Raw genomic sequence first — 26,991 nt, 5'->3', positions numbered from 1 at the left:
GATGCCGCGGACAAGCCGCGGCACGTAGGCGGCAGGTGAAATGTCAACAGACCCTAGTATTTTTGTTATTTAAACAGCGGTAGGCTTCAACAAGATATTCCATAAAAATTTTATGGTGGTAAGACATATGTTGGCTACGGGGATGAATTAACCACACAGTGAGGGGCGGGCAACGATAGTTTACTAAAACTTCCACTAACTCCCCTTTGTTTAGATGATTTTGAAAAAAATAGTGTGGGAGCCGAGCAATTCCTATGCCTTCCATAACGGCTTCCAATGCTAAAGCAGAATTGTTGACACGTAAATTTCCCGAAGCAGTAACAGAAATTAATTGATGATTATCATCAAAATCCCAGATTTCGCCTTCATATAAATTAATTTGATGAATAATACAATTATGATGAATCAAATCGTGGGGATGTTCAGGCATCCCATGAAGCTGAAGATAGTGAGGCGAAGCACAACAAATCAGCTGATGATCAATAAGCTTTTTGGATTGTAATGTGCGTGTGTGAATTTCTTTATAACGGAAATAAAAATCAAAAGTATCCTCAATGAAATCGGGATAAATATTACTTTTGAAATAATTAATTTTAATCAGTGGGAATTTTTTAATGAATCCCGAAATGATGGGGATTAATTCCATGTAGCCTGAATAGGCAGCAATACTGAGATGAAGCGTGCCTTTGGGCGACTTAATTTTATCTGCAATACTTTGGTGCAATTCCGACACTAATCCAGTAATCATTTGACAGTGTTGATAACAATACTCCCCATAACTCGTTAATGAAAATCGTCTGGTATTACGGTTTAGAAGAGTTACACCTAATGAAGCTTCTAATTTGGCAATTTTTCGAGTGACCGATGCAGGAGAAATCTTTAGTACATTTGCCGCTTTATAAAAACTATTGCTATCAACCACTTGCATAAACACTTGAATCTCAGAAATCATACCACATCGATTATTGCAAAAATGAAATAATATATTACTGAAATAAGCTATTGATTACAAATAAAAAAAAATAAAAAATAGCGTGGTTATTCAACAATAAAAGGACAAAATGGATATGTTAAACGAGCAAATTTCCAAGCATACAAAAAAGACGTTTTCACCTAAAAAAATACGTAAATTAAGTGAAGCTTTCTTAAGACAAGGGATGATTAAAATACCTGATGTAGTTAGCAATGAACTTAAAACACTTGTTCATGCTGAAATCCATCAATTATTAAAAAAATATGCCGAACGCCGTGATTTGATTTTAAAAACTACCGACAATACTCCGCGCTATTTAAGCGTGGTCAGAAGCGAGCTAATCGCAGAACATAGCACTTTATTAAGTGAAGTTAGGGAGTCGCCAGCATTATTGCAATTTTTGGCGATGCTTTGTCAAGAACCGCTTTTCACCGATGTGAAAGAAGATGAGAAGTTTGTCATCACCAAACAAGAGTTCAGTGGAGATACTCATGGGTGGCATTGGGGCGATTATGGTTATGCTTTAATTTGGATTGTGGAAATGCCACCAGTGGATTGCGGCGGGATGTTGCAGTGTGTTCCTCATACCAGTTGGGATAAAGAACAACCGGATGTCTATCAATACCTTTGCGATCATCCTATTAATACTTATTCTTTTGTTCCCGGTGATGTGTATCTCTTGAAAGCTGATACTACGTTGCACCGCACGGTTCCCTTACGCTACGATGCAACGAGAATCATGCTGAATATGACTTGGGCAAGTATCCGTGATACGAGTAAAAGTTCTCATGAGGTGGATGACCGATGGTGGGATAATGTGAATGCCACGGCGGCTCATCATGTCGCATAAAGTCAGCCAGGCTGATCCCGCTGTTTTACAGCGGGCAAAACAGCAATTATTGCGTTACCCTACTTTTGCTGACAAACGCCATCACTTTATAGAGACTATCCATTGCAATCAAGAGTGGCGAATGCGACGGTGTATCAATTTGGTTGCTGCAGAAGGTCCGTTGAGCCCAATAGCACGATCTTTATTGTCTGGCGATCTATGTATACGGACAGCAGGAGGCCATATTGGAGCGAAGCAGCGTTATTTTGCCGCTACCCATTGGATCGATGAAATGGAAGCTTATACTTACGAGAGCATCAAATCACTCTTTCAATGCCAATTTTGTGATTTTCGGCTTATTGGAGGTACACAGGCTTGTCAAGTGGTCTATTCTCTCCTTACCAAACCAGGCGATACGGTCATTGCTATTATGCCAGAGCAAGGTGGGGATTCAAGTCATAGTGAACAAAGTATGCCAGGGTTATTGCAACTCAATGTAATACCTATGCCTTTTTTGGAAGATAACCTTAGCATTGATCTAAAACGGCTGGAACAATTGGCTGACCAGCATCATCCCTCGCTGATTAGTCTTGGATTATCGGTGTCTTTGTTTGAACTGCCATTGCAAGCGATTCAAACCATTGCTCACCAGCACGGAGCCAGGGTTTTTTACGATGCAGCGCATGAATTAGGATTAATAGCTGGGAAATGCTTTACTAATCCTTTTTTACAAAAAATCGACGTGGTGAGTGGTTCTACCGGAAAAACATTCAGTGGCCCACAAGGTGGACTTTTGCTATGGAATGATGAAGCACTTGATGCGCATTTTTCATCATTGATCTTTCCAGGTTTTGTCGGTACGTACCAGTTAAATCGTGTTGCCGCATTAGGGCTAACCGCATTGGAATTTTTAGAGTATGGAAATGTGTACATGTCGCAAGTCATTAAAAATGCCCAAGCATTGGCTCAATCATTGGATGCCTATGGGATGACGGTTTGGGCGAAAAATAAAGGGTTTACTCAATCTCATCAAGTACTCCTTGATATGACTGCCTATGCAGGAGGGTGGCGTGCCACTAGACGATTAGAGCATTGTGACATCATTGGAAACCCTGTTTTCGTTCCTGGAATAACATCTACGTTACCCTCAGGTTTAAGATTAGCGACAACTGAAATGACACGCCGAGGCATGAAAGAACCTGAAATGAAAATTATTGCGCATCTTATTGTCAGAGCATTATGTACGGATGAGCCAAGCACTCAAATTGCGCACGACTCAAATAACCTGGCTTCCTTGTTTCAAACAATACATTACTGTTAAGGATAACAAATGACTTACTTTTTAATGATGGCTGTTTTATTAAATATAATGCCTGGCCCAGCGATGTTTTATGTCATGCATCACAGTATGCAAAAGAATAGTCGCAGGACATTATTGTCGCTGTTTGGCGTTGAGTGTGGTACTTTTGTGCATACAATAGCAGCTACCATTGGGTTAACCGTTCTGCTAATTAAAATTCCCTTCTTTTTGATAGGGGCCAAATATTTATGCGCTCTATTTTTAATCTATCTTGGAGCATCAGCCTTAAAAAAGAAAACATTAAAATCGACAAACAATTTTTCTTTAACCAGCAAAGATTATTCTATATTTTGTAAAGGTGTAATTATTAATCTTTTGAATCCCAAAGTTCTTCTTTTTTTTATGGCAATTTTGCCACAATGTATCGCCATTGATGCACCTGATGCAAAATATCAAATTTTTGTACTCGGATCTCTATTTTGTCTGTTTGGCGTCCTTATTCGGGGAATAATTAGTATCGCCCTGATGATTACCTTGCCAGAACAGCGGGCCAATCCATCAGGAAAAATATCCTGGTTGGATAAAAGCATGCATTCTTTATTTATTTTATTTGGAGTTATCTTATTAACCTGGTCTAAGTAACGGTTTTATTCATAAAATTGGGCTTTGCCCTCCGATGAACTATAGAGCAAAAATCTCCTGCCCAATTTTAATCATGTCTTGCAAAACCATTCGCCAAAAAACCCCCATCTACAGCGATGCATTGTCCTGTTATATAAGAAGCCGCGGGCATGCATAGAAATGCAGCAAGAGTTGCCACTTCATGGGGTTGTCCAACTCGGCGCATTGGTGTAGATGAAATGATGGCATTAAGCTTTTCGTGATTAGATAAGGCTGATTTAGTTAATTCTGTTTCAATATACCATGGTGCTATGGTATTTATTCTGATGCTATCTCGCGCCCATTCTACCGCAAGATGCTTTCCTAATTGAATCATCGCTGCTTTACTCATTCCATAAGGAGCTCCTGATGCATCATCAATTAATCCTGAAATAGATGCGATATTAACAATATTTCCTTGCACTGATTTTTTTAATAAGGGATACGCTAATTGGCACAATTTGAACGTTGACGTTAAATTGGTTTGCATTATCTGCTCAAATTCATGAGGCAGGTAATCCTGAGCAGGTTTTCTGATGTTGATTCCAACATTATTAATGAGGATATCTAATACACCCCATTTTTGGGTGATTGTATTGATTACATGGGAATAGGATTCTTCCTGATTGAGATTTGCTTCGATTCCAGTGACACGATAACCCTTTGAACTGCAATTGTTAATGACTTTCTCAAGATTATCTTTATTTTTAGCTACAACAACTACCTCTGCACCTAATTCCAGAAACTCATCAACAATAGCTCGTCCGATTCCACGAGTTCCGCCAGTAATGAGGGCTTTCTTCCCTTTTAAATTCCAATGCAATTGATTCATGAATTACACCTTCTAAAATTAGTTTGAATACAATAAATCATTAACAACTTCCATAGTAATTTCGGGTAGTTTTTGCGTTTGATCAATACACTCTTGGATGGTTATAACGGCTTTTTTAATTTCATTGGGTAACATCTCGGATGGTGTATTGTCGCCCGGCCAAGAAGCATCTCGAGTCTCTTTATCAGGCCAACGAGAATAGGCAAGCCACATACCTTCATTTGTTTTATGCAGACAAGAACCTAAAGCGCCGCGGTATTGCAAAAAATAGGATGCAACTTTACGCCAAGCCTCTTGATATTCCATCTCGAGCCCTGGCTTAATAAAAGCCCTGTAAATAACTGCAAAACATTTTTGGGGAAACCGTTTAAATTGTTCCAGCGCTTCTTCAGGTGTTAAATCTTGTTTCCCTAAAACTTCTTCAGCTTTGAATATGTTTATACCGTGAGGAATTAAAAATTGCGAAGTAAAATACATCTGATCAAGACCTATTCCAAAAGCGCAATTTTCATAGCCTAGAACACGAAGGAAATTAATTGGTTGATGGTTTTCATTAGCTAAAACATAGTTTCTAAATTTGGGATTATAAAACCCATAAGTCATGTAATAATGAATGTTTTGTTTTTCAAGATGTTGAATGATTTGAACCAAATTTTGGTGAAGTTTTTCAGGTGAATAAAGTTCAATATACATCCCAGCTTTTTCAAGCGTTGAATGTTCATTCTCTGGATAAGGAGGATTCAATGCTACAAAATCGCCTGGTGCAGCAAGCGAAATCACTTCCATGAAATCACCACTCCTGAATGAAACTTGATTCGCATTAAGTAGATTTGATAATCGGTCAATTTCGCTTAAGAACATTTCCAGCGATAAATTCGCATGTTCAAGAAATCGATTGTCTTTTTTTCCTTCAAATAGTTCACCTTCGCGATAGATAATATTCAATTCCTGATCATAAAAAAGAATTCCGCCCCATGAATGATTGATGATAAAAGGCAAGAGCAACGCTTTTTCTTTATGCTCGACTGCTTGGTTGTAATTATTAATCGTTTCAAGGAAATATTCTTTTTTCGATAACGAGACATCATATTTTTCTATTAATGCAGCATAAGACTCTTTAATAAGAGCAGGATTATCTTTAATTAATTGAAGTGTATTAATCAGAATTTTATTGCTGTCATTGATAATATATTCTTCGGCAAGGCCGATCTCCATTGCAGCCATGCTCCATGAAGCGGACCCTGAAAAAGGCTCAATTGCTTTCTTGTATTTTCGCCCCTTGGTATTCGCCAATAATATAGAAAAATGTTCATTCAACCAACTCGTGTCAGGGGACATATGCCCTGTTAAATCTGGAAGAGTGAGATACCTATTTCCGAGATAATGGAGTGGTCCTCCATGATTTTGAGTTAATTGAACAATGATTGAATTCATAATGGCCGTAATGTAGTAAATCTATCTATAGGGAGGCACATCTTAACATGAATCAACAATTTTCATTACCTTTTTAAAAACACTCTACGGTTCTTTATATGGTACTATTAATAAAAACTATCTTCACCCAAAGTCCTGCAATTATTCCTGTCAGTTCTTTGGTATTTATAGTCCTGCTTATAATAGTGAGCGAGGAATATTAAATATAAATCCAGATTCGATCGCTTGTTCGATTAATTCGGAGCGCTTCTTTGAGAAAACTTCATTTTTAATTGCTCAATATAATATTCAATTGTTTTTGAGGAAAGATTGAGTAATACCATTATAAACCATAATGTTATGCTATGGTTATTCTCTTCTATAATGAAGAACGATCAACTATTGATATTATGGCGACACAGAGTTAAATGGATTTTTAAAAAACCACTTGAAAAGGAGAGTTCATATGAAATTATCAAAAAATAGGTTAGCTATAGGATGTTCCCTAATTCTGACAAGCTTTTTTTTAGGTACTCCTAGTTATGCAGTACCAGCAAATATCAATCATTCTGAAATTAAATCTGATGAAATTAACATTCTAGCAGATATTGCTGTTATTGATAAAACTGAGATTCTATTGGCAGTCATTGCATCCAACAAAAAAGCAAGCGCTGATGTAATGGATTTTGCTAAAATGATGATTGACCAACACGGCAGTAATCTGACTCAAGTTCTTGAAATTGCAAACAGCGTTCATCTCAAATCTTTAAGCAGCAATGCATCAAACAAATTGACCACAGAGGGCAATGAGATAATGATGAAATTAGGGGGGTTACAAGGTGAACAATTTGATAAAGCATACATTGATGGGATGGTAAAAGGACATCAAGCTGCTCTAGAACTAATTGATAATCAATTAATGAAAAAAGCTAAAACTGAATCAATTAAGAATTTCCTAAGTAATACACGGGATGCAGTGGTACAGCATTTAGACAAGGCTAAAAAATTACAGGAAAATGTAAAGTCTTAAAATAAAACATACTCATGCGTTTTGTGACATAATTTGTCACAAAACAACGCATTTTCAATAAAATCACAAGACATATTGGGAAGTTCAGTCTGGTCACAAAGGTTTTATTACCAATTTATAAAAAAATATGGATTTTTATGTTCCTAAAAAATTGAAAAGGATGGAGCATTGACTGGAATTATTATCGTTGTAGGATGGATACTACTTTTGTTTTTCCTGGAAGGTAGGTTTCCCCTCCGAAAACGCAAAAGAAACAGGTTTTCTCGCTTGGCTGTCAATATTACAGTTTCTATTACTGCCTTTACTGTTGCCTTTCTACTGATACGCCCTACAACAGGATTTTTTCTCAACTGGACAGCGAGCACACCATTTGGACTAATACCGTGGCTTAAACTCACGGGACCTTGGGAGGCTCTATCTGGTATTTTACTGTTGGACCTAAGCTTTTTCTATTGGCATATTGCCAACCACAAGCTCTTGTTCCTTTGGCGTTTTCACAATGTACACCATATCGATCCCGATCTTGATGTTTCAACAGGGATCCGATTTCACCCAGGCGAAGTAGCCCTTTCTACCCTATTTCGAGCTATTCAAATGGCGCTCATTGGCGTATCGGTTAGTACTTTTGTGATTTATGAAACCTTATTTCAAGTTGGCACCATTTTTCATCATTCAAACCTGTGCCTTCCCTTGCGTTTGGAGAAGTTACTGAATCTTGTTTTTGTAACACCTAGAATGCACGGCATTCATCACTCTAATTTTAGGAGAGAGACAGACTCAAACTATTCGGTTGTTTTTTCAGTTTGGGATAGGTTACATCGAACAATAGGATTAGGAATCTCTCAAAAAGAAATCGATATTGGTGTTCCTGGGTATGCAAGACAAAAGGATAATACCTTAAAACAAGTGATGATATTACCGTTTATCCAACAGCGAAAATATTGGAGTGATAAATGGGGTTATAAAAAATTATCCCGGGGCGAAGAAAAACGTCGTAAGGTTCAATGGCTTTCAGAATAACTCTATTTTTTAGGTTCCTCATAAATCCACTTGATTTCAATATTAGGCATTTTAAAAAAGTTGGTCTTAAATGCATTGCAAAATTGTAAACAAAAGCCTGGGCAAAAACTCTATGTCTTTTAAATATCTTTTTGAGGCCGATCAGTAATGCAGATATGAACGGGTGTCTCTACAAATATAGGCATTGAGTTGAAGATTTATTCGCAAGAATAAAACATTATAGAGCACTTGCCACGAGATTTAATAAGTTAAAACGCAATTATGTATCGGTAGTGGCTATGTCTTGTGCTCTTTTATGGTTGCAATTTCTTTATTTAGCAGGAAGTAAAAATTCTCGCAAAGACTTGATGATCGTGGTGACAAATCAGTGCACAATATAAGAATTGAATGCCAATTTTACATTAAACTTGTATCAATATATGACACAGTGATTCAACTGCAGTATGATATTGACCTTTAAATAACCATTTAAAAATAACAAGTTAAGGTCAATAAAATGAAATTACCTCTCCAAGAACCGATAGCGCCAAGATATATATACATCAACCCTAAGACTAATGTGGTTCACTTATTAATGCCCATCATGAGCGGCACAGAAATAGGTCTTGATAACACATGCAAGTCAGTCTATTCCCTACAGGAATTTTTTGGTCTTTTAGGCGCCAATCAACAAAGTGCAGCATCTCGGATGCTGAAGGATTATCAGGAGGCATTGGCATTTGATATAAAATATCACCCTGATTCGGAGGAAAAATCACTTAAAACGCAACGTCTTGAGCAAATCAATAGCTATTTAAGATTGTTGCAACAAGCTCAACAAGAAAAACAGATCACATCCCCCTTAACGCTTGTATTTCCCGCCTATCCTGCCGCGTTGGAAAGCTTAATGCAAGCCCGTGAAGGGAACTTGTACAGTATGATCTTACGGCCTAAAGAGCAGGATGTGCAGTTACGTACGACAGCGATATCCCCAGTATTTAGTGCCCATCATAACTATATAGTAAATGGTCAAGTAATCATTAAAGAATCATTACTTTATGAGGGCTTATCGAATCGCTATGAAGGGTTAGTTTTTACCCTTAAGTCTAAGGAACAATTAATTGCCCAGGTTCTATCAAAATGTCCAGACAACATAGTTGTTAATTTTGAGTGGGTTAAGGAGCTGTTAACCCAGGAAATCCGTACGTCCCTGGGCATTGACGTAGATTTCAACCAAACCCAAGGCTCTCTGTATGCTCCTTCTGTTCCAGTGACTCAAGCTTACATGGATGAAGAATTGGATTTTGGGGTAAATAATCCTAGAACCTATCAAGGTTATATCGAAGCCCTCATTGAGTATTGTGCGCCCAACTTATTTGATGTTGTTAAAGACTCACCCTTTGACATGATAAATAATAAGGAAAAACTGTCTATTCTAACCCAGTTCTTTTTAGCAGAGCTTAACATCACATGTCATGAAGAAGGCATAACAAAAGCTAATTTTGGTCAGATTTTAGAAGATAATCCTGACCTTATTAGCAACTTAGCTGAATCAGTAAAACAAGCGCTGGCGCACAACGCTTCAGTAGAGGATGCGCTGGTTGATTATGTCAATCAGCATCGAGACGATTTTCAACTGAGAAGCCCTATCCCTCAAGGAGGCATTCCAAATCTTAAAGAACGCTTTAAATCCCATTACAATACCATCAAAGACTCGCCTCATTTTGATGAGTTTATGTTATTAAGCACGAAAGAGGGCGCATTTGTCGCTCATCAAGGGTGCATCGCGACTCATTTTGCGTACTTCATGCAGACAGGTTTTTTTTATGATATTTTGGCGGAGTCCGAACAAACCTTCTTGCAAAGTGTACAACGAGACTTTGCAACGGCTAATAAACCTGAAAACGTCCTACCACATAGAAATGAGCACATTCATACAGGCATTAAAGAGGTAAACCTTGATTTATCCAAAATGGATAAGGACACCTTACAAACTTTGTATGAAGATATTAATAGTTACCAAGACCCAAAGCTCAAAGAAGCACTTTTAGCCCAATTAAAACAAGAGCGTCCCGATTTTAAACCGCAAATTGATGCCAAAGCGTTTTTACAGCATGTGGCTTATGGTGAACAAGACGAAGCAGAAGCGCTCCTTAAAAAAGACCCAGAACTAGCTCAAGAACTCCTACGAACCAACAACATCCATTTCACCGACTATTCAGGCCGCACCTTTACCTGCACCGCTTATGAATACGCTTATTGGGCTAAAGATTCTCATATGCAGAGAATGTTAGAAAACTACATCAGGCAAGATGAGGAAACCAGGCAATTGATGTTTGAGCAAGTAAAGGCTATAGAAGAACTGGTAAATCCTCCAGCAGCCGAAGGATTTTTCGCAATCCCCAAACCACGAGGCCTGCACTATACCACCCAAGATAAGGAAGGACAAACCATAGACCATTGGGAAGCTCATTTTGACCTCACCCCATTAAAAACAGCATTAAAGCATTATGTGGATGAGTATAATAATAGACCCAATAAGTCTGATGATGATTGGGAGCAGCTCGATAAAATATGGGTAGAAAAAGTCGGTATAGCCCAGCGGAGCGTTCCTGCCCATATTGCCCAAGAATACTGTCATCCGGAGCGTTCTTTTTATAACATAACTCAGAGTGAGGCTTTGCTGGATGTATCTAATCCGAATAATCTAAAACGACAGCTTAAGTTTTATAACAAGGATACTGGCAATTATGATTTGTGGTTCACTCCTGATTCTTATGCGGTAGATTCTAGGCTAGGCTTTTCATTTGCAATATTGCGAGGCGGTGAGCCCCTATGGGGGATGTGGCGGGCGCCGTCTCGCGCGGAAAGCCACCGGCGCGCGTGGCGCGGTGACTTGTGTGAGATTGATTTGGCCATACTATCGGTCATTGATAAAGTGAGAATTAGAGACCTCAAACAGTCACTAGAAAATCTAAGCCAGCCACTAATCGCCCAGGTGGCGCAGTATCCCGGCATTTAATCAATAGCAGCCCCAAGGCCATTCCGGCTATGGGGGCTGTCATAACAGCTTTGAATCTATTGGAATAGTACAGTTTCATTTGCCTTTGAGTGCATGAGGAGTGAAGCTTAATCCTCCGAAAACTGGATGTTAGTGTTGTATTTCGTTCGATTAAGACAAAAACTACTGCGAAACATTTTAATATTTGCTTCATTTGCAAATACCCTACGTGCAAATTCATTATAATGATTCATATCTGCCACATGAATGATTAATAAATAATCGGTCTCACCAGAAACAAAATAGCATTGCTTTACTTCTTCTTGCTCTGCCATTTTACGCTCAAAATGAGCCAATAAATCCTCTCTTTGTTTCTCCAAGGTAATATTTGCAAAAACAATGAGGCCTCGGCCTGCTTTAAAAGGATCAACTAAAGAAACATCTTTAACAATAATACCTTCATCCCGTAGCCGCTTTACACGTCTAAAACAAGGAGGTGCTGAAATTCCTACTTTTTCGGCTAAAGCAAGGTTTGTAATCTGATTGTCTTTTTGTAAAAGATTTAAAATTTTTCGATCAATTTTATCCAAAAATACTACTTGAGTGGATTCAGTTTTATTTGCAAACGACTCATTTTCTTTGTTCTTTTTCATATATTACCAAAAAAAATAAAAAATTAATTATAAAACGAAATAAAAACACAATAAATTAGAAATTTATTTATTTTTATTTCATGATAAATTACTACCTCGATTAATAAGATCAAAAATGGAACAATTATGATAAGACAAGCACATAGTGGTGATATAACGCAACTAAATCAACTGATTGAACATTCGGCTAGAATTTTAAGCGATAGCGACTATACAAGCCCAGAAATTGAAGGAGCAATTCAGGCCATTTTCGGTGTCGATAAAGAATTGATTGACGATCAAACTTATTATGTCATCGAAAAAAACAAAGTACTTATTGCATGCGGTGGATGGAGTAAACGAAAAACTTTATTTGGTGGGGATCAATGCAAAGTTCGTGAGGAGGGGCTTTTAGATCCCCAGAAAGACTATGCCAAAATTAGAGCATTTTTCGTACATCCTAATTATGCACGACAAGGACTAGGAAGAAAGCTCTTAGAATATTGTGAACAACAAGCTTTGACCAGTGGATTTACCAAATTTGAAATGATGGCTACGTTACCAGGCGCAAAACTCTATCAAGTTTGTGGTTATCAAGTGATAGAGCCAAAATATTTCGTTCTTCCTAATGACCAAGCGTTCAAAATGCTAAAAATGACAAAACATATAATATAAATTTCTGTTTAAAAGACATGGCAATAACTTTTTTATTAGTTAAAACCATGTCTCTTAATATCCATTTAAGGTTTATAACGTACTATATTTTTTATAATAACAATCCATTACATAATTCTATGACCAAGATTTACTTACTCACAGCACCATTTGATGAAGACGCAAAAACAGGAGATGGACAGTACGCAGCTTCTTTAGAAGTGGGTTTTGCAGAAAATTACGATAAGATTCCTTGTACATGGTTAAAAAAAGATAAAGGCCATTACAGCATTCCATTTCCTAGTGGAACTACTTCTATTCCAGAAGAAACGATTCCAAGTGCGATAGTATTACAGCCAGTTGCCAATGAAAATACCATAATCAGCGGTTATAAGTTAAAAGAAGTTCATTCATTAATAGACGAGGCACTACAGGTAAACATTAAAACTGTTAGTCCCAGAACACCCAAAGTTCTTGTAACGCATGATAACAGCTTACAGTCACTTACTATAATGGATATTTACTCTCAAAAGCCGACCCAACTTAATAAAGAAAGCATTGATAAAATAATTAGCTCCTTAAAAACAAAAAAAAGCACGTTAGAAAAGGCCATAGAAGATAATAGTGATGAGTTAAGTAAAATTAAAAAAACAAGAAGTAAGCTAGCGCGTTTAATTAAATTATACAATGAAAACAAAGAGAATATTAAAGACCATTGCTCATTAAATGAATACATTGAATTTCATTTAACCAAAGAAAACTTTTTAGCAAGACATAAAAAAGCCCTCGATAATTTTTTAGCACTTAAAAAACATTTTACAGGGCCTGTCAATTTAAAAGAGGTGGAAAAGTTAACTGATAAATTTACGGGAATCAAAGAGTACAGCTATGACTTTCACAGTAATAATCTGCCCTATGATTTAGAGCGCGATAAAAAATTTAGAAATTTTTATAGCTTTGATGAATTAAAAAGCTCTGTTGAGGAAATCATCACGCAATTAGAAGAACTTAATCACATTCGTCTTGCTGTATCCGAACGATATGCCAATAGCTTGAAAGCGCTCAATGAGGAAGAAGACTTACAAAGTAAATCTGCCTTTATCAATCTGATTTTCAATGATGGATTTAAAGGTATTTATGACCAACAAAAATTCATTAAGGCCTTATTAAATCCAGTTGAAGATGCGATTCTCTCTTATACAAATGTTAAAAACAAACTAGAAAACATTCAGGATATTTTTGCAAATAAAGACAGCTGTAGAGATAAGTTAATTTTAGAATTACAAATCTTAATGTTAAATCAGCAAGAACCTTACCTTTCTGCGAATACAAAACTGAGTGGTTTTTATGGCAAAAGAACACTTTCTGCAAGTGAAGGATTTCATTTAGCCTATCAGGCAAACCGACGTGATCCAATTAAGCCTGAAGTGATTAAAACTATGATTGCCAGCATGCAGCCAATCGAGGAGAACACTCATCTTGATATTCATATACGCCCACCAGATTGTGGTGTATTTATTACTCCAGAAGATATCAAGAAATTTCAAGAAGCAAAGATCAAAGTCAATATTACGATTCATGAGTATAAACAAAATTACACGAGGCGTTATTTACAACAATATACCCATGACTTAATGCACCAGGCAAACAGCGTGCAATTCTTTAACGAAACAGATAGAGATAATGCAATTATTGCTGCTACTTATGGTGATTGTGATAAGAGAAACACAATTGAATCTACTGGCATTGCTAAAAAAATAAGAGAAGTTGGGGAGGATTATATTTTAAATAAGTATCCCATTAAGAAATATGATTTAAAGGAAAAGTCTGGATTAACTGTTGCATCACAAAAATTAAGCACAGCACCAGACCATCCTTTGGATGTAGTGGCTAAAAAACCTAATATCTTATCTTTTGGTACAATTCGTCCTGGTAAAGGATTCGAAGAGGCTCTAAAATTGGCTCAACTAGTAAAACAAGATTCATCAAGTATTGAGAAAAAAATACCGCAAATACCTATTGTAAAACTAGCAGGTGATCCACAAGATAAAGATTTAATGCAACAAATAGTTATCGAACGATTTGGTAGTATTGCGGTTGAAATTTATCAAATAGGACATGCCTATGACTATAGCTTCACTAACAGTCAACGCAGGGATTATTGGAAAAACTTAGTCAAGGAATTAAATCGACAAGTTAACGAAGAAGGAGCTACCCTTAATAACCCTTATATAGAAATATATCCTTGGTGTGAGGCGCATGAATTATTGGCTTTAAAGCAAAACTGTAAATATGTGTGTCGAATGGATGATATGGGCATGCGAAATAATGGCTCTGCGATTATCAGTGTACTAGATGTTGGCATCGTTTATACTAAATTTGGTTCTGTTACTGATGATATATTCCTTAAAGGAGGCAAGTATGGGAATGCCGTTGATATTGGCAAATATCGTTACGGTAAATACAGTTTATTAAAAAAAGAAAAAGACTTTATAAAGGAACATGCTAAAGAACCATTACCCAAGTGGCTTATCAAAAATCCAGACTCTGCATATAAACGTCAACCAGAATCAAGAGATCCACAAGACATTTTAGACTCAATTATTACACGAGAAGAAAATCAGTTAGCATGCAGTAAAAATATCAAAGATTCCGATAACTATAAAACGGTAGTCGAAGCACAAAAGTTATTAACAGAACGATTTACACTCAAAAATGCAGTAGATCATTTATTAGAAAATGTAGGGATCCAAGATTTAATTATTAAAGAAAAAGTCGATGAATTATTTGAAACAGAGGATCCACTCACAGCACAAATAAATAATTTAGGAGAGCTTGTCGATATTCAACCATATCGCCTTTCTTTATCAAAGTCTTGTCCTGAGCTTGGTCTTTTTGGTTCTCGTCGCAATAAAGTGGAAATTGGGCAAGAAAATAATAAACTTAAAACATCAATAATGGTATTTTAAATACGGTAAAAGGAAAAATTTATGCCTGGTTCTATGAAAGATATTGAAGCTTTAATAGGTGAAGAAGGTATTACTGATGAAGTGACTCTGTTACTTTATAACTTAAAAGTAATTGATCTAGCAATACTCAAGGCTACTGGTAGCGACAAACTCAAAAAGCAACTTGATGGTCCTGAGTTACAACCATTCTGGACAAACAAATTTAATAAACTGCGGTTAGAAAAAGATGTTGCTTTTCAATTCAGAAACCCAGAACCACAATCAAGAGCTGATTTCTATTGTGGGTATGTATTGTATCTAGCAGCTTTAAAAGAAAACAAAAAACCAAACACTAATAAATATAATGATTATCTTATTCTTTCTCTGTCACTATTTAACTGTTTTTATGCTGTCCAGGAAGTTTTGACTTCTCTCATTATTAATTGTAAGAATAATCTCAAAATCGACAATGTAAATGCTTTATACGAGTTTATGACTCGTATAGACTCTCAAACACAACAACACAAAACACCAGGCTGTTTGTTACTCGCCAATGCCTATTTTTATCTTGCAGGATTTTATCAGCGCTTAAATTTTAAGAGGGAAAGCGCTGAATGTTATAAATTATGCTGGGAGAAACTTCATTTAGCCCAATTGTTAGAGCCAACATCTGAACGAGAAATCCACAATGCCTATTTTGGGCAAGGATTAGTGATGAGTAATGCGTTTCGATTGGATTCAATATTTGAAATTAAAGGTCGCTGTCGCCAATTAAACTCAGAACTATTTACTGATGCTGTTCAACATACTGCTGAAGCAAAAGCTGAAAAGACGTTTAACAGTGAATTTAAAAGTACCATGGATACAGATACAGAAGATACTCTCACCAGAAATACTATTTTAAGGTGTTAAATAAATTCATCTGGCAGATAGTTTTTGCTTATTTTTTGGGATGATACTCTGGAATTTCCTTGGAATAACGTCCTTTTATCGTTCTAAAAAAATCAAGAATCATTGGAAAATCTTTATTAATGTCCCCTGAAGGAAGAAATGCCTCATGAATTCGCACTTCTTTTGTTGCATAATCAGGCCCTACCATAACTATAGGTAATTTTGCTTGACAAGCAATATGATAAAATCCTTCTTTCCAACGAGTAACTGGTCCACGTGTTCCCTCTGGAGTAATCGCCAATTTAAACGCATCATGAGAACGAAATATTTCAACCACTTGATCAACTGTTTTATTTTTTTTGGCTCGATCAACAGGCGCCCCCCCAAGTACCCTCAATAGAAGACCTAAAGGAAAAAAGAAAAGCTGATTTTTAGCTAAAAAATTAATCTTAACTCCGATTGCAAAACGTGTAAATAAACCAACAGCGAAGTCCCAATTACTGGTATGAGGAGCAACAACCACCAGATATTTTTTATCTTTAGGTAACTCACCTACAATTTTCCAACCAAATAGTTTTAAAATAAAATGACCAAGTCTTTGCATATTCACAATCTATAAATTATTTTTGTTAGGTATTGTTGACATTTGCATCGTTTGTCCGCTTTCATGCACGACATCCAGCTCAATCATTTAAAGTCATCACGCAAATCATCTTAATCCCGCGCATAAACGCTGAGAACTCATCACAAAAATTAAACTAAAAAAATACTTTTAATCCATGCTCTACCTGGAACGTTCGGACTGAGGAAGCACGAAGCACTGTCGCTAAGCCGAGGATGAAGCCTTAACAGCGAGCTTTTATTCTCCTGAGACTGAACGATTCTAAGTAGCGACTGGATTCTCAGCGTTTAAATTTTGCGAGGATTTCTCCGGCATAAACCACGAGACGTAAGTCACTTAAATAAATTGTCAACACAGCTTAGTATATACAAATTATTATTTCGATACACCTTAAATACTTTGCACAGGCACAATTTACCTAAGTTATTAAAAATAAAAGGTGATAAACAATAAAAAAAGCCTTCTAGAGTTTAAAATTATACTAAAATGATACATATATAGGCGTAGCTATGGAGTGCTCAAATGAAAAACGAAGATCCCGCACTTACTATTTCGAATCCGCGTTTACTCGCCGCTGTTTATTATGGATTACTCTCCGTTGTTGGCACCATATTGATAGACGTATTGCTTACCTCGCTGAATATTATGGAAATTGTACCTCTTTTCCAATCAATAGTCCTAGGAGTAATTGTTGCTTCAATTACTGGAGCAATATTTGGTGAACTTATCGTCCATTGCCCTAAACCCCATAAACTTAAAACCTTTATGTTGGGTTTTATCATGGTCCTTCTTTCTTTGCCTTTTTTTGATCTGGGTTTGATGTACTTTATCGAAGAATCAGAAAGGCCAATACTCAAGATAAGCAATTTCCAGGATCTTTTTCTTTCTTATTTGACGGTATTAGGCTACAGCTATATTCTGTTCGGGTTTGTACTTGCCATTGCAGCAGGTCTTGCTTCTATGTATTTACGAGGCTTATTTGTCTATCAAATCTTGCATACTGATAAACGACGAAGTCATCGCTTACCACGTTATATAGGAGAATTAGACAAAGCCAAAACCAAATCCGCACCCAAAAGACGTACTATGCAACGGAAAAAAACTTCAGTAAAATAAGCTAAAAATGAGTCATCTTTGAAAGTGTACGCCAACATCTGACAATGTATCATCACGTTAAGGTGAGTATCAATAATATAAAACTCACATTTTCAGATCTCATAAAAGCACTTTGCATCGATTATCAGCCAATATACTTTTAAGATAATCTTATTTTTGGATATTTATGCTCCCCCATACTTTCAGCAATAAAGATCAACTTTTTTTTCTTTTAGCTCAAGGAGCCATTGTCCTCACACCTAACAACCGACTGAATGAATCCATAATCCAACAATATTTTACTCATTGTAACAGTCAAACTGTGGATAAACCTAAATGCATGCCTTATCGAACTGCACTCATCAAAGCTTACGAACAACTTAATTTTATTCATGCAAATGACTCCTACCCTATATTATTAAGTGACGCCCAGTGTCAGTATTTATGGCGTAAAATCATTAAATCAGACCCCTCTATCACCTATAGCGAAGGCTTACTCAAATCGGTGATCACTGCTTGGGAACATTGTCAACAATGGCAAATTAAGCCCGAAAATCCAAAATTTATCTATACCGCTCAAACACGCCAATTTCAGCAATGGTGGCTTATTTTTGAGAAACAATTAGAGCAACAACATTTGATTACGGAATATCAATTAATCCCTCACCTACTCAATGCCCGATGCTCTTTGTTTTCTGATTCGATTGTTTGGGTATGTTTTGATGACTTTACTCCTCAACAATTGTACTTACAAGAACAGTTAATCCATCAAGGAATTACCCAATACCAATATGATTTAAAAGAAAAATTATCTATAACTGAAATGCTAGCAGCCCAAGACGAAAAAGAAGAATATCAGCAATTAATGTTGTGGTTGCATTTAAAAATACAAGAAGGTCATCATCGTATAGGTGTAGTTGTACCTAATTTAGAAGAAAAATCAAACTTATTACAAAGGATATTAGCCCATCATTTTGAGCCAACGTTCTTTAATATTTCCTTAGGCCAGCCTTTAAGTGATTTTCCCTTAGTTGCGCATGCCTTGTGTTGGCTCAATTTAGATGATGTTACTTTAACCCAACATCAAGCAAGCCTGCTTCTCCAATCTCCTTATCTTGGTCATTCTAAAGAAGAATTCATTGAACGAGCGGAATATCTTCAAGAGAGTACCTTACTTGAAAAACACTTGATTTTATTAAAGAATTTTAGAGAGGATCTCCATTTTTATACCCCTAAACTTTCCAAATTATTAAGTTTTCTAATCCCCTATCCACCAATGGCTACCCTCCAAGAATGGGTATGCCTATTTCAAGATCGCTTAAAGACGTTAGGATTCCCAGGTGACTACGGACTTAACTCAGAAAATTATCAATGCCTCAATCGTTTCATCACCCTTTTTGATGAATTGAGGCAACTTTCTGTGCTCAATACTTATTTAACTAAGGCTGAAGCACTTGAAGCATTACACTATTTGACTCACCATACCATTTTTCAGGCCCAAAAAAACAACGCCCCAATTCAAATTTCTGGTCTTTTGGAAGCATCTGGATGTGAATTTGATAGCCTATGGGTGATGGGCTTAACTGATCAATGTTTGCCACAAAAGGTTCACTTATCTGCTTTTGTGCCTTCATACTTACAGCGCGAGCTGCATATGCCGCATAGCCTACCCGAACGTGAGTTGCAATTTGCACGTCAAATACTCCAAAGACTACAAAGAAGCGCTGATTCTATAGTATTTAGTTTTGCAAAATTACAAGGTGATAATCCTAATTTACCTTGCTCCTTAATAACATCATTTCCTCATTTTATGTTATTACCGGTATCTAACTCTTCGACACCTCAATGCGTGACTGTAGAAGAACATTTTTCTCTACCGGTATTTCCAGAAGAACGTATTACTGGAGGAACAGCAATTTTGGCGAATCAAGCAAAGTGTCCGTTTAAAGCATTTGCTGAGCATCGACTTCGTGCAAAAGCACCTTTGCAAACAACTGATGGTTTGAATCATAAAGAAAGAGGAAAGATGATTCACAAAGTGATGGAGTTATTGTGGCAAGCATTAGAGAGCCAAGAGAAACTCCATCTTTTAGCGCCGCATATTTTAGATGAGTATATAGATGAAGCAATTCATACTGCTTTAAGCCATTTAAAACAACACTCTGATTTACTCCTTGCCTCACTACAAGAAGTTGAACATACTCGGCTAAAACGTCTCATACATATCTATCTCGAATGGGAGAAGCAACGATCTCCATTTACAATCGCAGCATTAGAACTCTCATATTCCATTAATTTGGCAGGACTTGATATTCAAGTACGTATTGATCGTTTGGATCAAGTAGCAGATAAAAAATGGGTTATTGATTATAAGAGCTCCCTTCCTACGAGTAAACCTTGGCATGAAGAGAGGCCGAAAGAACCACAATTGCTTCTTTACGCGCTACTCGATGATCAGATTAATACCTTTTTACTGATGCAATTAAAATCGGGAAAAATATGCTGTGCTGGACTGAGTGAAGAAAAGCAGGCTATTAATGGAATTACTTCATTAAAAAAAGATGAAACTTGGTCTGAATGCAGAAAAACGTGGCAAAAACAATTAACTCATTTAGCAATGGAATTTCAACAGGGACATTGTCCACCACGACCAGCCCATTTAAGTATTTGTCAGCAATGCGACTTTCAAAATTTATGCCGCATTCAAGACAATGAATAGATTCTCTTCTTTCATAATAAACAGCGTTATGGTTAAATAAATAAAAATATCATGATTTTTCTATGTTAATTATGTTATAAAACGTTAATTTAACGTAAGTTATAGATAAGGATTTTATTAGAATCAGAGTCTCTCTGAATCCATTCGGGCTGAGGAGATATGTGTCAGCATCGTCTCGAAGTCTTAACACGAGCATACCAATGCTTCGAGACAGCGTAACCGCCTCCTCAGCCCGAACGTGTAGGGGGAGTGATTCGTTTTCTTATCTCCAACACACTTTAATTTATTAATTGAAATGATTTTGATTACATGTTTTCCTAAATAATTATAATAAGAGATGAATCATGCCTTATAATCATAGAATATTAGAACAACGTTTAAGCACTTGTGACGATCAATTATCTGCACTCTTCGCCACTGAAAAAGAACTAGACGACAAAATAAAGCAACAAATAAAAGCAGTCCAAGATTATTATAATCTCTCTTACACTAAAGCAGCTTCAGCAAAAACTGTTGAAGCAATTGCGAGGAGTTATGAATCTTTTGTTGCCTTACTCACTAAAGTAAAAAATAAGGAAATGCCCCCCAAAGAAGCAATGGATGCATTGATAAATACAAGCCAATCCAGAAAAGTTAATGTCTTATTTAACAACCTTACTAAAGCATGTGAACTATTATTTTGGTCCGCCACTGCATTTTCTCTGTATATGGGTATTTTTGGAATTGCTTTACCTGTACTTGTTATCCAACCTGTTCTAGGTATTGCAGTGTCAATAACCATTGTTGGTGCAATGCTTGCGGCTGCATGTAAAGCGATTTCATGTTTTACGGAATTTAAATCATTGAGTCGACACGATACAGAACATACCAACGAATCAAGCCTGGTTTCATTTTTCAAACCAGCCCCCCAAGAACGAGAAGTAATTAGCCCGATTAATGAAGAAATAAACGAACTAGAGGACATATGTTGTATTTAAATTAAGCAAGCGCGATATAAACTAAAATAATTTTTTATATCGCGCTGTTTTTATCAGAACTGAATTCCGTATTAATCTACACCTACTCTCTTTCGTTGGGAACATGCCGGAATAACGTTCGTGCGAGCAAACATTCGCTATAGGGGCAGTTATTTCTCATCTGGGTCAAAATAAGCTTGCTTAACTCAGAATACTATAGATATACCTCCCCTACGTATGCTCATTTATATACTTTATAGATTAAGAACTTACAATTGCGAAATTTAATCAGATGTTTAATAATGATTAAATCACAGAATAAGGGAGTGAAGATGTCACTCAAAATAACTAAAAGAAAAATTTTATATTGTGGCTTCATTACATGTTTACTTAGTAGTTGTGTTCATCCACCCTATAACAATTTCAAACCGGTACATCCTATGCCTAAAAGAGTTGTTACTGGAGCAGTCGTTGGCACAGCAGTAGGGGCTGCGACTACAGGTACCGTAGCCGGGGCACTTGTAGGTACTGCAGCTGGAGGGGTGGCTGGTGCCATTGTAGGTTTTAACAAAACGAGTAGCCGCAGCATCATTAAAGAATTAAATAATGAAAACATTGAGTTCGTGCAATATGGCGATACTATGACCCTTATTGTACCTGTTGATAAATATTTTATGTTTGAAAGTCCACGCCTTAATGAAATTTGTTATCCAGGTTTGATTAACATCGTAAGACTATTGAAATTTTATCCAGTAAGTCCTGTCTATGTAGCAGGATTTACAGATGATGTAGGTACTAGATACCGTAAAAGGTCATTATCTCAAGCACAAGCGGAAACAATGCTTACCTTTTTATGGGCCAATAATATCCCCGCACAACTTCTTAAAGCAGAAGGTTATGGTGATAAAAATGATGTAGGTGATAACAAACTGATTCATGGTAGCGCATTTAATAGACGCATTGAAATTCAATGGTTCAGCAGTTTAGGAACTAAACGTTGCGCAACGTGTCCTGCTCCAGTACCATCACCTATGATTTATGCAACGAAGTAAGGCGATTTAATGCGTACATCAAGATTTATTGGAGGGATTCTTTTAATTGTTGGGACGTCCATAGGTGGAGGAATGCTTGCCTTGCCTGTTGCCAATGCAGCGACTGGTTTTTGGCAATCCTCTATTTTTTTGTTTCTGTGCTGGGTTTTTATGACCTTAGGCGCCTTTTTTATTCTTGAGGCAAATCTTTATTTGCCTCGAGGAAAACACATGGTTTCTATGGCACAAGCTACTTTGGGTAACTTTGGCTTACTCATTGCCTGGATAAGCTATTTGTTTTTACTTTACACCTTGTTGTCTGCTTATATTTCTGGTGGAGCCGATGTATTAAACAGTCTTCTTTTTAAAGTGGGGTTACACTTAAAAGATTGGCAAGCAAGTTTTTTATTTACACTCATTTTTGGCCTTGTAGTCTATGGAGGTATTTACTATGTAGATTATGTGAACCGTGGCCTGATGTTTGGCAAGTTGGCTGTTTATTTTTTGTTAATAATATTGATTGCACCTCATATAGAGATAGAACATCTTCATCATGGTGATATGCATTACATTGGAGGCTCTATCATGATTTTGATTACCTCTTTTGGCTTTGCCATTATTGTCCCCAATTTAAGAGACTATTTCGATGATGATATTAAGCAACTAAAAAAAGTGATTTTTATTGGTTCATTAATTCCGTTATTCTGTTATTTAGCTTGGGATGCTGTCATTATGGGCGCTCTTCCCTCCGAAGGCAGTCAAAACCTGGAAAGCCTAATGAGCAATCCACATACTACGAGTGCCTTAGCCAATATGCTCTCGAATAAAGTACAAAACACGACTATTAGCGCTTTATTTAATTTTTTCACCTCCATTTGCATGTTAACTGCCTTCCTAGGGGTATCCCTATGCTTATATAGTTTTCTTGCGGATGGTTTAAAATTGCGTGAAAAAGGGAGTCATGGTTTAGGATTATTTTTACTCACTTTTACACCACCATTACTTATTGTCATTTATTATCCCGGCGCATACATTCATGCTTTAGGTTATGCAGGAGTTTTTTGCATCATACTACTACTATTTTTACCCGCATTAATGTGTTATTTTGGCAGAAAATACCATAGTCCTGCTTTTAGTGTCCCTGGTGGTAAATTGACTCAACTAGTGGTAATTGCTATTTCAATTGGGCTATTGGTGCATGAACTTTGGAAGTTAATAGGCTAAATATAGAGGATTCAAGTACATACCTCAATCCTCTCAGCCCCCGAATACATTTTCAGCCTACAATACTCCACTACACTCGGTTATGATACAATTGACCCAAAATGAATAATAATGTATCATATTGAATTATTTTTGAGCTATTTTTGGATTACTTCTTATGAACCATTCAAAGCTAATAGGCGGAATACTACTTATAATAGGTACCTCAATAGGTGGAGGTATGTTGGCATTACCTGTATCCACAGCAGAAGTCGGCTTTAGTAATTCAATTTTTTTCTTATTTTTATGCTGGTTTGTTATGACTGCGGGAGCATTATTAATACTGGAAGTTAATCTGCGCCTGCCAGCAGGAAGTAATATGATTTCCATGGCTAAATCTACATTAGGTTTACCCGGACAGATTATAGCTTGGATTACTTATCTGTTCTTGCTGTATACATTGCTCTCTGCTTATATTTCAGGTGGAAGTGATGTATTCAATAATTTATTGCATAAAATAAATATTAACTTGCCTAATAGTGTCACTGCGATACTCTTTACCTTTTTATTCAGCTTGATCGTTTATAACGGTATCCGTTCCGTAGATTATGTTAATCGAGGTTTAATGTTTGGTAAGTTAGGTATTTATATTTTGTTAGTTGCGATTATTAGTCCACATACATCAACTTTGGGATTAACAGGAGGATCTGTACGTGCTTTTACTGGTACCTTAATGATTCTCATTACTTCTTTTGGTTACGCAACAATTATACCCAGCTTACGGGACTATTTCGACGAGGATATCCATAATTTAAGAAAAGTCATTCTCCTTGGCTCACTCATCCCTCTTTTCTGCTACATTATTTGGGATGCGGTTATTATGGGTGTTGTATCACGAGAAGGAGATAATGGGTTAATTGCACTTATGAGTTCGGATCATGCTACAAGTGGTTTAACTGAAGCTTTAAGCCAATCCGTTCAAAATCAATGGATAAGTGGGTTTTTTGGATTTTTTACTTCTATCTGCATGCTTACTGCATTTCTGGGTGTTTCTATAGGTTTGTTTGATTTTCTAGCAGATGGGTTAAAACTTAAAAAATCTGGCCATCAAGGAAAATATACGTTGGCTTTAACGTTCCTTCCTCCTTTGGCCGTAGTTTTGTTTAATCCAGGAATTTATCTCCATGCTTTAAGCTATGCTGGAATTTGCTGTGTCATTTTATTACTGTTACTACCTGCAATTATGGCATGGAAAGGGCGTCAATACCTAATAACTACCGAAAGCCATTTGGTCCCAGGAGGTAATTCCACTCTCGTTATAATTGGTTTTGTCGCAATAGGCTTGCTCATAGTTGCAATGATGTACTAATACAGGATTCGTCAATAAAATTCAAATGAAAACATTTATTTGTTTTTCGCTCATAAAGTATCCTCTAAACTTAGTGCTTCCTAGATGCCAACAAGTCAGATAAATCATCCGCATGATCTTCCTCGTCCTTTAAAATTTCCTCGAGCATCCGTCGCGTTGTTGGATCATATGGACCAAACCATTCAATCAAATCACGATAAATCATAATTGCAATTCTTTCAGCAATTAAATCATCTTCTACTAATTTTAATAAATCAGTTCCTGAACCATAATCTGTAGCTGTTCTTTCTAATACAGTATCTGGATTAAAATCAGGATCGCCGCCCAATTGATTAATGCGCTCCGCTATCATCATCATATGCCTTTGCTCATCATCTGCGTGTTCTACAAACTCAGCTACAACTTGTGGCCTATCAATACTTTTTGCGATCACTTGATGATGACGATAACGTAAGACACACATAATTTCTGTAGCTAATGCTTTATTTAAATGAGCACATGCTTCTTGAAGATTAAGTGGATAATCTTCGGTTATTGCCCCTTGTTCAAGAGAGCGTCTTGCTTGTTTTTTTATTTCATTCAGATTAAATGGAACTTTGCTCTGTTGAGATTTCATCAGTCATTCTCCTTATGAACAACTTATTGGAATAGTCAAAACAACCGTTCATCGCTTTTTCTAATTCATCAATAATTGAATTATTTCCTAAATTTTAGAACATTTAAATCGTTTTGTTTTAATTTCAATTAAAATGATACTTATTTATTCAATAAAATAGTAAAAAAATAGCGATTATATGAGAGAAGTATGGATCATTCAAAAAATGGCTCATTAATAAGCTATAATAGTTAGTAGGATGATTTTGCAGCAATAGCACAAGGAGGTTATCATGTTAGGCTGGGCTCTCACATTTTTTATTATCGCAATTATTGCCGCTGCATTTGGATTTGGAGGCATAGCTGTAGCCGCAGCAGGAATTGCAAAAATTTTATTCTTCATATTTCTTGTTATTTTTGTCGTATTTCTCGTGATGGGTTTACTTGGACGCCGTCCACCGCCTCCCCTATAAAAATAAGAGTTAACTCATTACAAACTTTAAACTGTTTGCTGAATAGTTTCTTTTCCAAACTTTTTATAATTTAGTATTCAATAAATACTAAAATTACCCTCTCGGCGAGAAACAATAGTGCTTCTCTCGAGACACTGAGATCATTTGATTGCTCTCAAGATCAACCAAGGCTAAATACACTGCTTATAAGCAATGATAGTAATACACTATACGCTACGTCGACAGATAATTATGGCTCAGTTCTTAAAATTGAACTGAATAAACCCAATTATCCCACCACAGTGCTGCATAGCTTCGCAAGAAATGCGCAAGGACAACATCCAATTGATCTTGTATTAAGTCAGGATGAACAGACTCTTTTTGGCTTAACGAGTGGTATGGATAGCAAAAACTATCATTATCCAGCAAATATTTTTAAAATTTCTTTAACTGATGAACCTATTTACTCAATTTTATATATTTTTGATGAAAACTTACAGCAAACACCGAGATGGCCTAGAAAAATTACGCTTAATACTCATGAGGATTCTCTTTATGGAATCAGTGAATATGGTGGAAAATATGGTAGTGGAACTTTATTTAAATTTTCTTTGAATCGTTAGACTCTATTTTTACATATCTGCTCAGAAACTGGACATCAAATATGACACCATTACCTGGGCTATTACATTGAAAGATCGCTACCCCTCTGTGAACGCAGGAGGAAAAAATAACCAACTGCACAATTAAGATGAAATGAGCACAGGCTCTTCCGATTTAGGGAAAAT

Annotated in this window: 23 protein-coding genes and 1 pseudogene; 18 read left to right on the top strand and 6 right to left on the bottom strand. The window is 36.5% G+C overall.

The window, feature by feature from the left end:
- Nucleotides 1-43: 43 nt before the first annotated feature.
- The gene (locus tag Lsan_RS15665; RefSeq protein ID WP_058515076.1) at nt 44-952 is read right to left on the bottom strand and encodes a LysR family transcriptional regulator; all 909 of its coding nucleotides are present in this window, start codon (nt 950-952) and stop codon (nt 44-46) included.
- A 115-nt stretch (nt 953-1,067) separates the two neighbouring features.
- Here Lsan_RS15665 and Lsan_RS15660 point away from each other — a divergent pair, with 115 nt between their 5' ends.
- The 3 genes from Lsan_RS15660 to Lsan_RS15650 are packed head-to-tail and all read left to right on the top strand — an operon-like array spanning nt 1,068 to nt 3,744.
- Nucleotides 1,068-1,823 (top strand): HalD/BesD family halogenase, encoded by a 756-nt coding sequence (locus Lsan_RS15660; protein WP_237762160.1) that lies wholly within the window; start codon nt 1,068-1,070, stop codon nt 1,821-1,823.
- Nucleotides 1,813-3,123, top strand: coding sequence for an aminotransferase class I/II-fold pyridoxal phosphate-dependent enzyme (locus tag Lsan_RS15655; protein ID WP_058515074.1), 1,311 nt, complete (start codon nt 1,813-1,815; stop codon nt 3,121-3,123). Before Lsan_RS15660 ends, Lsan_RS15655 begins: the two co-directional genes overlap by 11 nt.
- Before the next feature lie 9 nt (nt 3,124-3,132).
- The gene (locus Lsan_RS15650) at nt 3,133-3,744 is read left to right on the top strand and encodes a LysE family translocator (RefSeq protein ID WP_058515073.1); all 612 of its coding nucleotides are present in this window, start codon (nt 3,133-3,135) and stop codon (nt 3,742-3,744) included.
- Between the two features lie 67 nt (nt 3,745-3,811).
- Here Lsan_RS15650 and Lsan_RS15645 read toward each other — a convergent pair whose 3' ends face one another.
- A complete protein-coding gene (locus Lsan_RS15645) occupies nt 3,812-4,594 on the bottom strand; it encodes an SDR family oxidoreductase (protein WP_058515072.1) in 783 nt (260 codons plus the stop codon).
- A gap of 18 nt (nt 4,595-4,612) precedes the next feature.
- Nucleotides 4,613-6,028 carry a DNA adenine methylase gene (locus Lsan_RS21810; RefSeq protein WP_083505166.1) on the bottom strand — a complete coding sequence of 472 codons (1,416 nt, stop codon included), beginning with the start codon at nt 6,026-6,028 and terminating at the stop codon, nt 4,613-4,615.
- 445 nt (nt 6,029-6,473) lie between these two features.
- Here Lsan_RS21810 and Lsan_RS21805 point away from each other — a divergent pair, with 445 nt between their 5' ends.
- The 4 genes and pseudogenes from Lsan_RS21805 to Lsan_RS15625 all read left to right on the top strand — a co-directional run bounded on the left by Lsan_RS21805 (nt 6,474) and on the right by Lsan_RS15625 (nt 11,058).
- Nucleotides 6,474-7,037, top strand: coding sequence for a DUF4142 domain-containing protein (locus tag Lsan_RS21805; RefSeq protein WP_083505165.1), 564 nt, complete (start codon nt 6,474-6,476; stop codon nt 7,035-7,037).
- Nucleotides 7,038-7,304: 267 nt separating this feature from the next.
- Nucleotides 7,305-8,057: a sterol desaturase family protein gene (locus Lsan_RS15630; protein WP_237762159.1), complete on the top strand. Its 753-nt coding sequence runs from the start codon at nt 7,305-7,307 to the stop codon at nt 8,055-8,057.
- A 164-nt stretch (nt 8,058-8,221) separates the two neighbouring features.
- Nucleotides 8,222-8,359, top strand: a pseudogene (locus Lsan_RS22705) (IS5/IS1182 family transposase); the annotation flags it as partial.
- Nucleotides 8,360-8,553: 194 nt separating this feature from the next.
- Nucleotides 8,554-11,058, top strand: a complete 2,505-nt coding sequence (locus Lsan_RS15625; protein WP_058515070.1) for a hypothetical protein — start codon at nt 8,554-8,556, stop codon at nt 11,056-11,058.
- A 107-nt stretch (nt 11,059-11,165) separates the two neighbouring features.
- Here Lsan_RS15625 and Lsan_RS15620 read toward each other — a convergent pair whose 3' ends face one another.
- On the bottom strand, nt 11,166-11,690 hold the full coding sequence (locus Lsan_RS15620) for an Lrp/AsnC family transcriptional regulator (protein ID WP_058515069.1): 525 nt from the start codon (nt 11,688-11,690) through the stop codon (nt 11,166-11,168).
- A 126-nt stretch (nt 11,691-11,816) separates the two neighbouring features.
- Here Lsan_RS15620 and Lsan_RS15615 point away from each other — a divergent pair, with 126 nt between their 5' ends.
- The 3 genes from Lsan_RS15615 (at nt 11,817) to mesI (ending at nt 16,183) form a co-directional block, all read left to right on the top strand.
- Nucleotides 11,817-12,344, top strand: a complete 528-nt coding sequence (locus tag Lsan_RS15615; RefSeq protein ID WP_058515068.1) for a GNAT family N-acetyltransferase — start codon at nt 11,817-11,819, stop codon at nt 12,342-12,344.
- A 119-nt stretch (nt 12,345-12,463) separates the two neighbouring features.
- Nucleotides 12,464-15,292 carry a Dot/Icm T4SS effector Ceg32/SidI gene (gene sidI / locus Lsan_RS15610; RefSeq protein WP_058515355.1) on the top strand — a complete coding sequence of 943 codons (2,829 nt, stop codon included), beginning with the start codon at nt 12,464-12,466 and terminating at the stop codon, nt 15,290-15,292.
- A 21-nt stretch (nt 15,293-15,313) separates the two neighbouring features.
- Nucleotides 15,314-16,183, top strand: coding sequence for a Dot/Icm T4SS effector metaeffector MesI (gene mesI, locus Lsan_RS15605; protein WP_058515067.1), 870 nt, complete (start codon nt 15,314-15,316; stop codon nt 16,181-16,183).
- Between the two features lie 28 nt (nt 16,184-16,211).
- Here the strand turns inward: mesI and Lsan_RS15600 are convergent, their stop codons facing one another.
- A complete protein-coding gene (locus tag Lsan_RS15600; protein ID WP_058515066.1) occupies nt 16,212-16,766 on the bottom strand; it encodes a 1-acyl-sn-glycerol-3-phosphate acyltransferase in 555 nt (184 codons plus the stop codon).
- A gap of 540 nt (nt 16,767-17,306) precedes the next feature.
- On the opposite strand from Lsan_RS15600, the gene Lsan_RS15595 reads away from it, so the two are divergent.
- From Lsan_RS15595 to Lsan_RS15570, 6 genes are all read left to right on the top strand, one after another.
- Complete coding sequence (locus Lsan_RS15595; protein WP_058515065.1) at nt 17,307-17,900, top strand: hypothetical protein; 594 nt, start codon at nt 17,307-17,309, stop codon at nt 17,898-17,900.
- 166 nt (nt 17,901-18,066) lie between these two features.
- The gene (locus Lsan_RS15590; protein ID WP_058515064.1) at nt 18,067-20,598 is read left to right on the top strand and encodes a PD-(D/E)XK nuclease family protein; all 2,532 of its coding nucleotides are present in this window, start codon (nt 18,067-18,069) and stop codon (nt 20,596-20,598) included.
- A 344-nt stretch (nt 20,599-20,942) separates the two neighbouring features.
- Nucleotides 20,943-21,575, top strand: coding sequence for a DUF5638 domain-containing protein (locus Lsan_RS15585; RefSeq protein ID WP_058515063.1), 633 nt, complete (start codon nt 20,943-20,945; stop codon nt 21,573-21,575).
- 311 nt (nt 21,576-21,886) lie between these two features.
- Complete coding sequence (gene cmpA, locus Lsan_RS15580) at nt 21,887-22,606, top strand: C-OmpA-like family protein CmpA (protein ID WP_058515062.1); 720 nt, start codon at nt 21,887-21,889, stop codon at nt 22,604-22,606.
- 9 nt (nt 22,607-22,615) lie between these two features.
- Entirely contained in the window at nt 22,616-23,809 is a 1,194-nt protein-coding gene (locus Lsan_RS15575) for an amino acid permease (protein ID WP_058515061.1), read from the top strand.
- 157 nt (nt 23,810-23,966) lie between these two features.
- The gene (locus Lsan_RS15570; protein ID WP_058515060.1) at nt 23,967-25,157 is read left to right on the top strand and encodes an amino acid permease; all 1,191 of its coding nucleotides are present in this window, start codon (nt 23,967-23,969) and stop codon (nt 25,155-25,157) included.
- A 70-nt stretch (nt 25,158-25,227) separates the two neighbouring features.
- Here Lsan_RS15570 and Lsan_RS15565 read toward each other — a convergent pair whose 3' ends face one another.
- The gene (locus Lsan_RS15565) at nt 25,228-25,773 is read right to left on the bottom strand and encodes a ferritin-like domain-containing protein (protein WP_058515059.1); all 546 of its coding nucleotides are present in this window, start codon (nt 25,771-25,773) and stop codon (nt 25,228-25,230) included.
- Nucleotides 25,774-26,044: 271 nt separating this feature from the next.
- Here Lsan_RS15565 and Lsan_RS15560 point away from each other — a divergent pair, with 271 nt between their 5' ends.
- Nucleotides 26,045-26,224, top strand: coding sequence for a DUF1328 family protein (locus Lsan_RS15560; RefSeq protein WP_003635698.1), 180 nt, complete (start codon nt 26,045-26,047; stop codon nt 26,222-26,224).
- 281 nt (nt 26,225-26,505) lie between these two features.
- Nucleotides 26,506-26,826, top strand: coding sequence for a hypothetical protein (locus Lsan_RS15555; protein WP_058515058.1), 321 nt, complete (start codon nt 26,506-26,508; stop codon nt 26,824-26,826).
- Nucleotides 26,827-26,991 lie beyond the last annotated feature (165 nt).

Source organism: Legionella santicrucis, assembly GCF_001468135.1.
GTDB classification, from domain to species: Bacteria; Pseudomonadota; Gammaproteobacteria; order Legionellales; family Legionellaceae; genus Legionella; species Legionella santicrucis.
Note: the sequence above shows the minus strand (reverse complement) of the source record. Positions and strands in the feature narration are given on the sequence as shown.

Coding starts and splice junctions, on each gene's coding strand:
- Lsan_RS15650 (WP_058515073.1), top strand. CDS start 3,133: ATGACTTACTTTTTAATGATGGCTGTTTTATTAAATATAATGCCTGGC.
- mesI (WP_058515067.1), top strand. CDS start 15,314: ATGCCTGGTTCTATGAAAGATATTGAAGCTTTAATAGGTGAAGAAGGT.
- Lsan_RS15625 (WP_058515070.1), top strand. CDS start 8,554: ATGAAATTACCTCTCCAAGAACCGATAGCGCCAAGATATATATACATC.
- Lsan_RS15590 (WP_058515064.1), top strand. CDS start 18,067: ATGCTCCCCCATACTTTCAGCAATAAAGATCAACTTTTTTTTCTTTTA.
- cmpA (WP_058515062.1), top strand. CDS start 21,887: ATGTCACTCAAAATAACTAAAAGAAAAATTTTATATTGTGGCTTCATT.
- Lsan_RS15570 (WP_058515060.1), top strand. CDS start 23,967: ATGAACCATTCAAAGCTAATAGGCGGAATACTACTTATAATAGGTACC.
- Lsan_RS15615 (WP_058515068.1), top strand. CDS start 11,817: ATGATAAGACAAGCACATAGTGGTGATATAACGCAACTAAATCAACTG.
- Lsan_RS15665 (WP_058515076.1), bottom strand. CDS start 952: ATGATTTCTGAGATTCAAGTGTTTATGCAAGTGGTTGATAGCAATAGT.
- Lsan_RS15620 (WP_058515069.1), bottom strand. CDS start 11,690: ATGAAAAAGAACAAAGAAAATGAGTCGTTTGCAAATAAAACTGAATCC.
- Lsan_RS15595 (WP_058515065.1), top strand. CDS start 17,307: ATGAAAAACGAAGATCCCGCACTTACTATTTCGAATCCGCGTTTACTC.
- sidI (WP_058515355.1), top strand. CDS start 12,464: ATGACCAAGATTTACTTACTCACAGCACCATTTGATGAAGACGCAAAA.
- Lsan_RS15560 (WP_003635698.1), top strand. CDS start 26,045: ATGTTAGGCTGGGCTCTCACATTTTTTATTATCGCAATTATTGCCGCT.
- Lsan_RS21810 (WP_083505166.1), bottom strand. CDS start 6,028: ATGAATTCAATCATTGTTCAATTAACTCAAAATCATGGAGGACCACTC.
- Lsan_RS15600 (WP_058515066.1), bottom strand. CDS start 16,766: ATGCAAAGACTTGGTCATTTTATTTTAAAACTATTTGGTTGGAAAATT.
- Lsan_RS21805 (WP_083505165.1), top strand. CDS start 6,474: ATGAAATTATCAAAAAATAGGTTAGCTATAGGATGTTCCCTAATTCTG.
- Lsan_RS15655 (WP_058515074.1), top strand. CDS start 1,813: ATGTCGCATAAAGTCAGCCAGGCTGATCCCGCTGTTTTACAGCGGGCA.
- Lsan_RS15645 (WP_058515072.1), bottom strand. CDS start 4,594: ATGAATCAATTGCATTGGAATTTAAAAGGGAAGAAAGCCCTCATTACT.
- Lsan_RS15660 (WP_237762160.1), top strand. CDS start 1,068: ATGTTAAACGAGCAAATTTCCAAGCATACAAAAAAGACGTTTTCACCT.
- Lsan_RS15585 (WP_058515063.1), top strand. CDS start 20,943: ATGCCTTATAATCATAGAATATTAGAACAACGTTTAAGCACTTGTGAC.
- Lsan_RS15565 (WP_058515059.1), bottom strand. CDS start 25,773: ATGAAATCTCAACAGAGCAAAGTTCCATTTAATCTGAATGAAATAAAA.
- Lsan_RS15575 (WP_058515061.1), top strand. CDS start 22,616: ATGCGTACATCAAGATTTATTGGAGGGATTCTTTTAATTGTTGGGACG.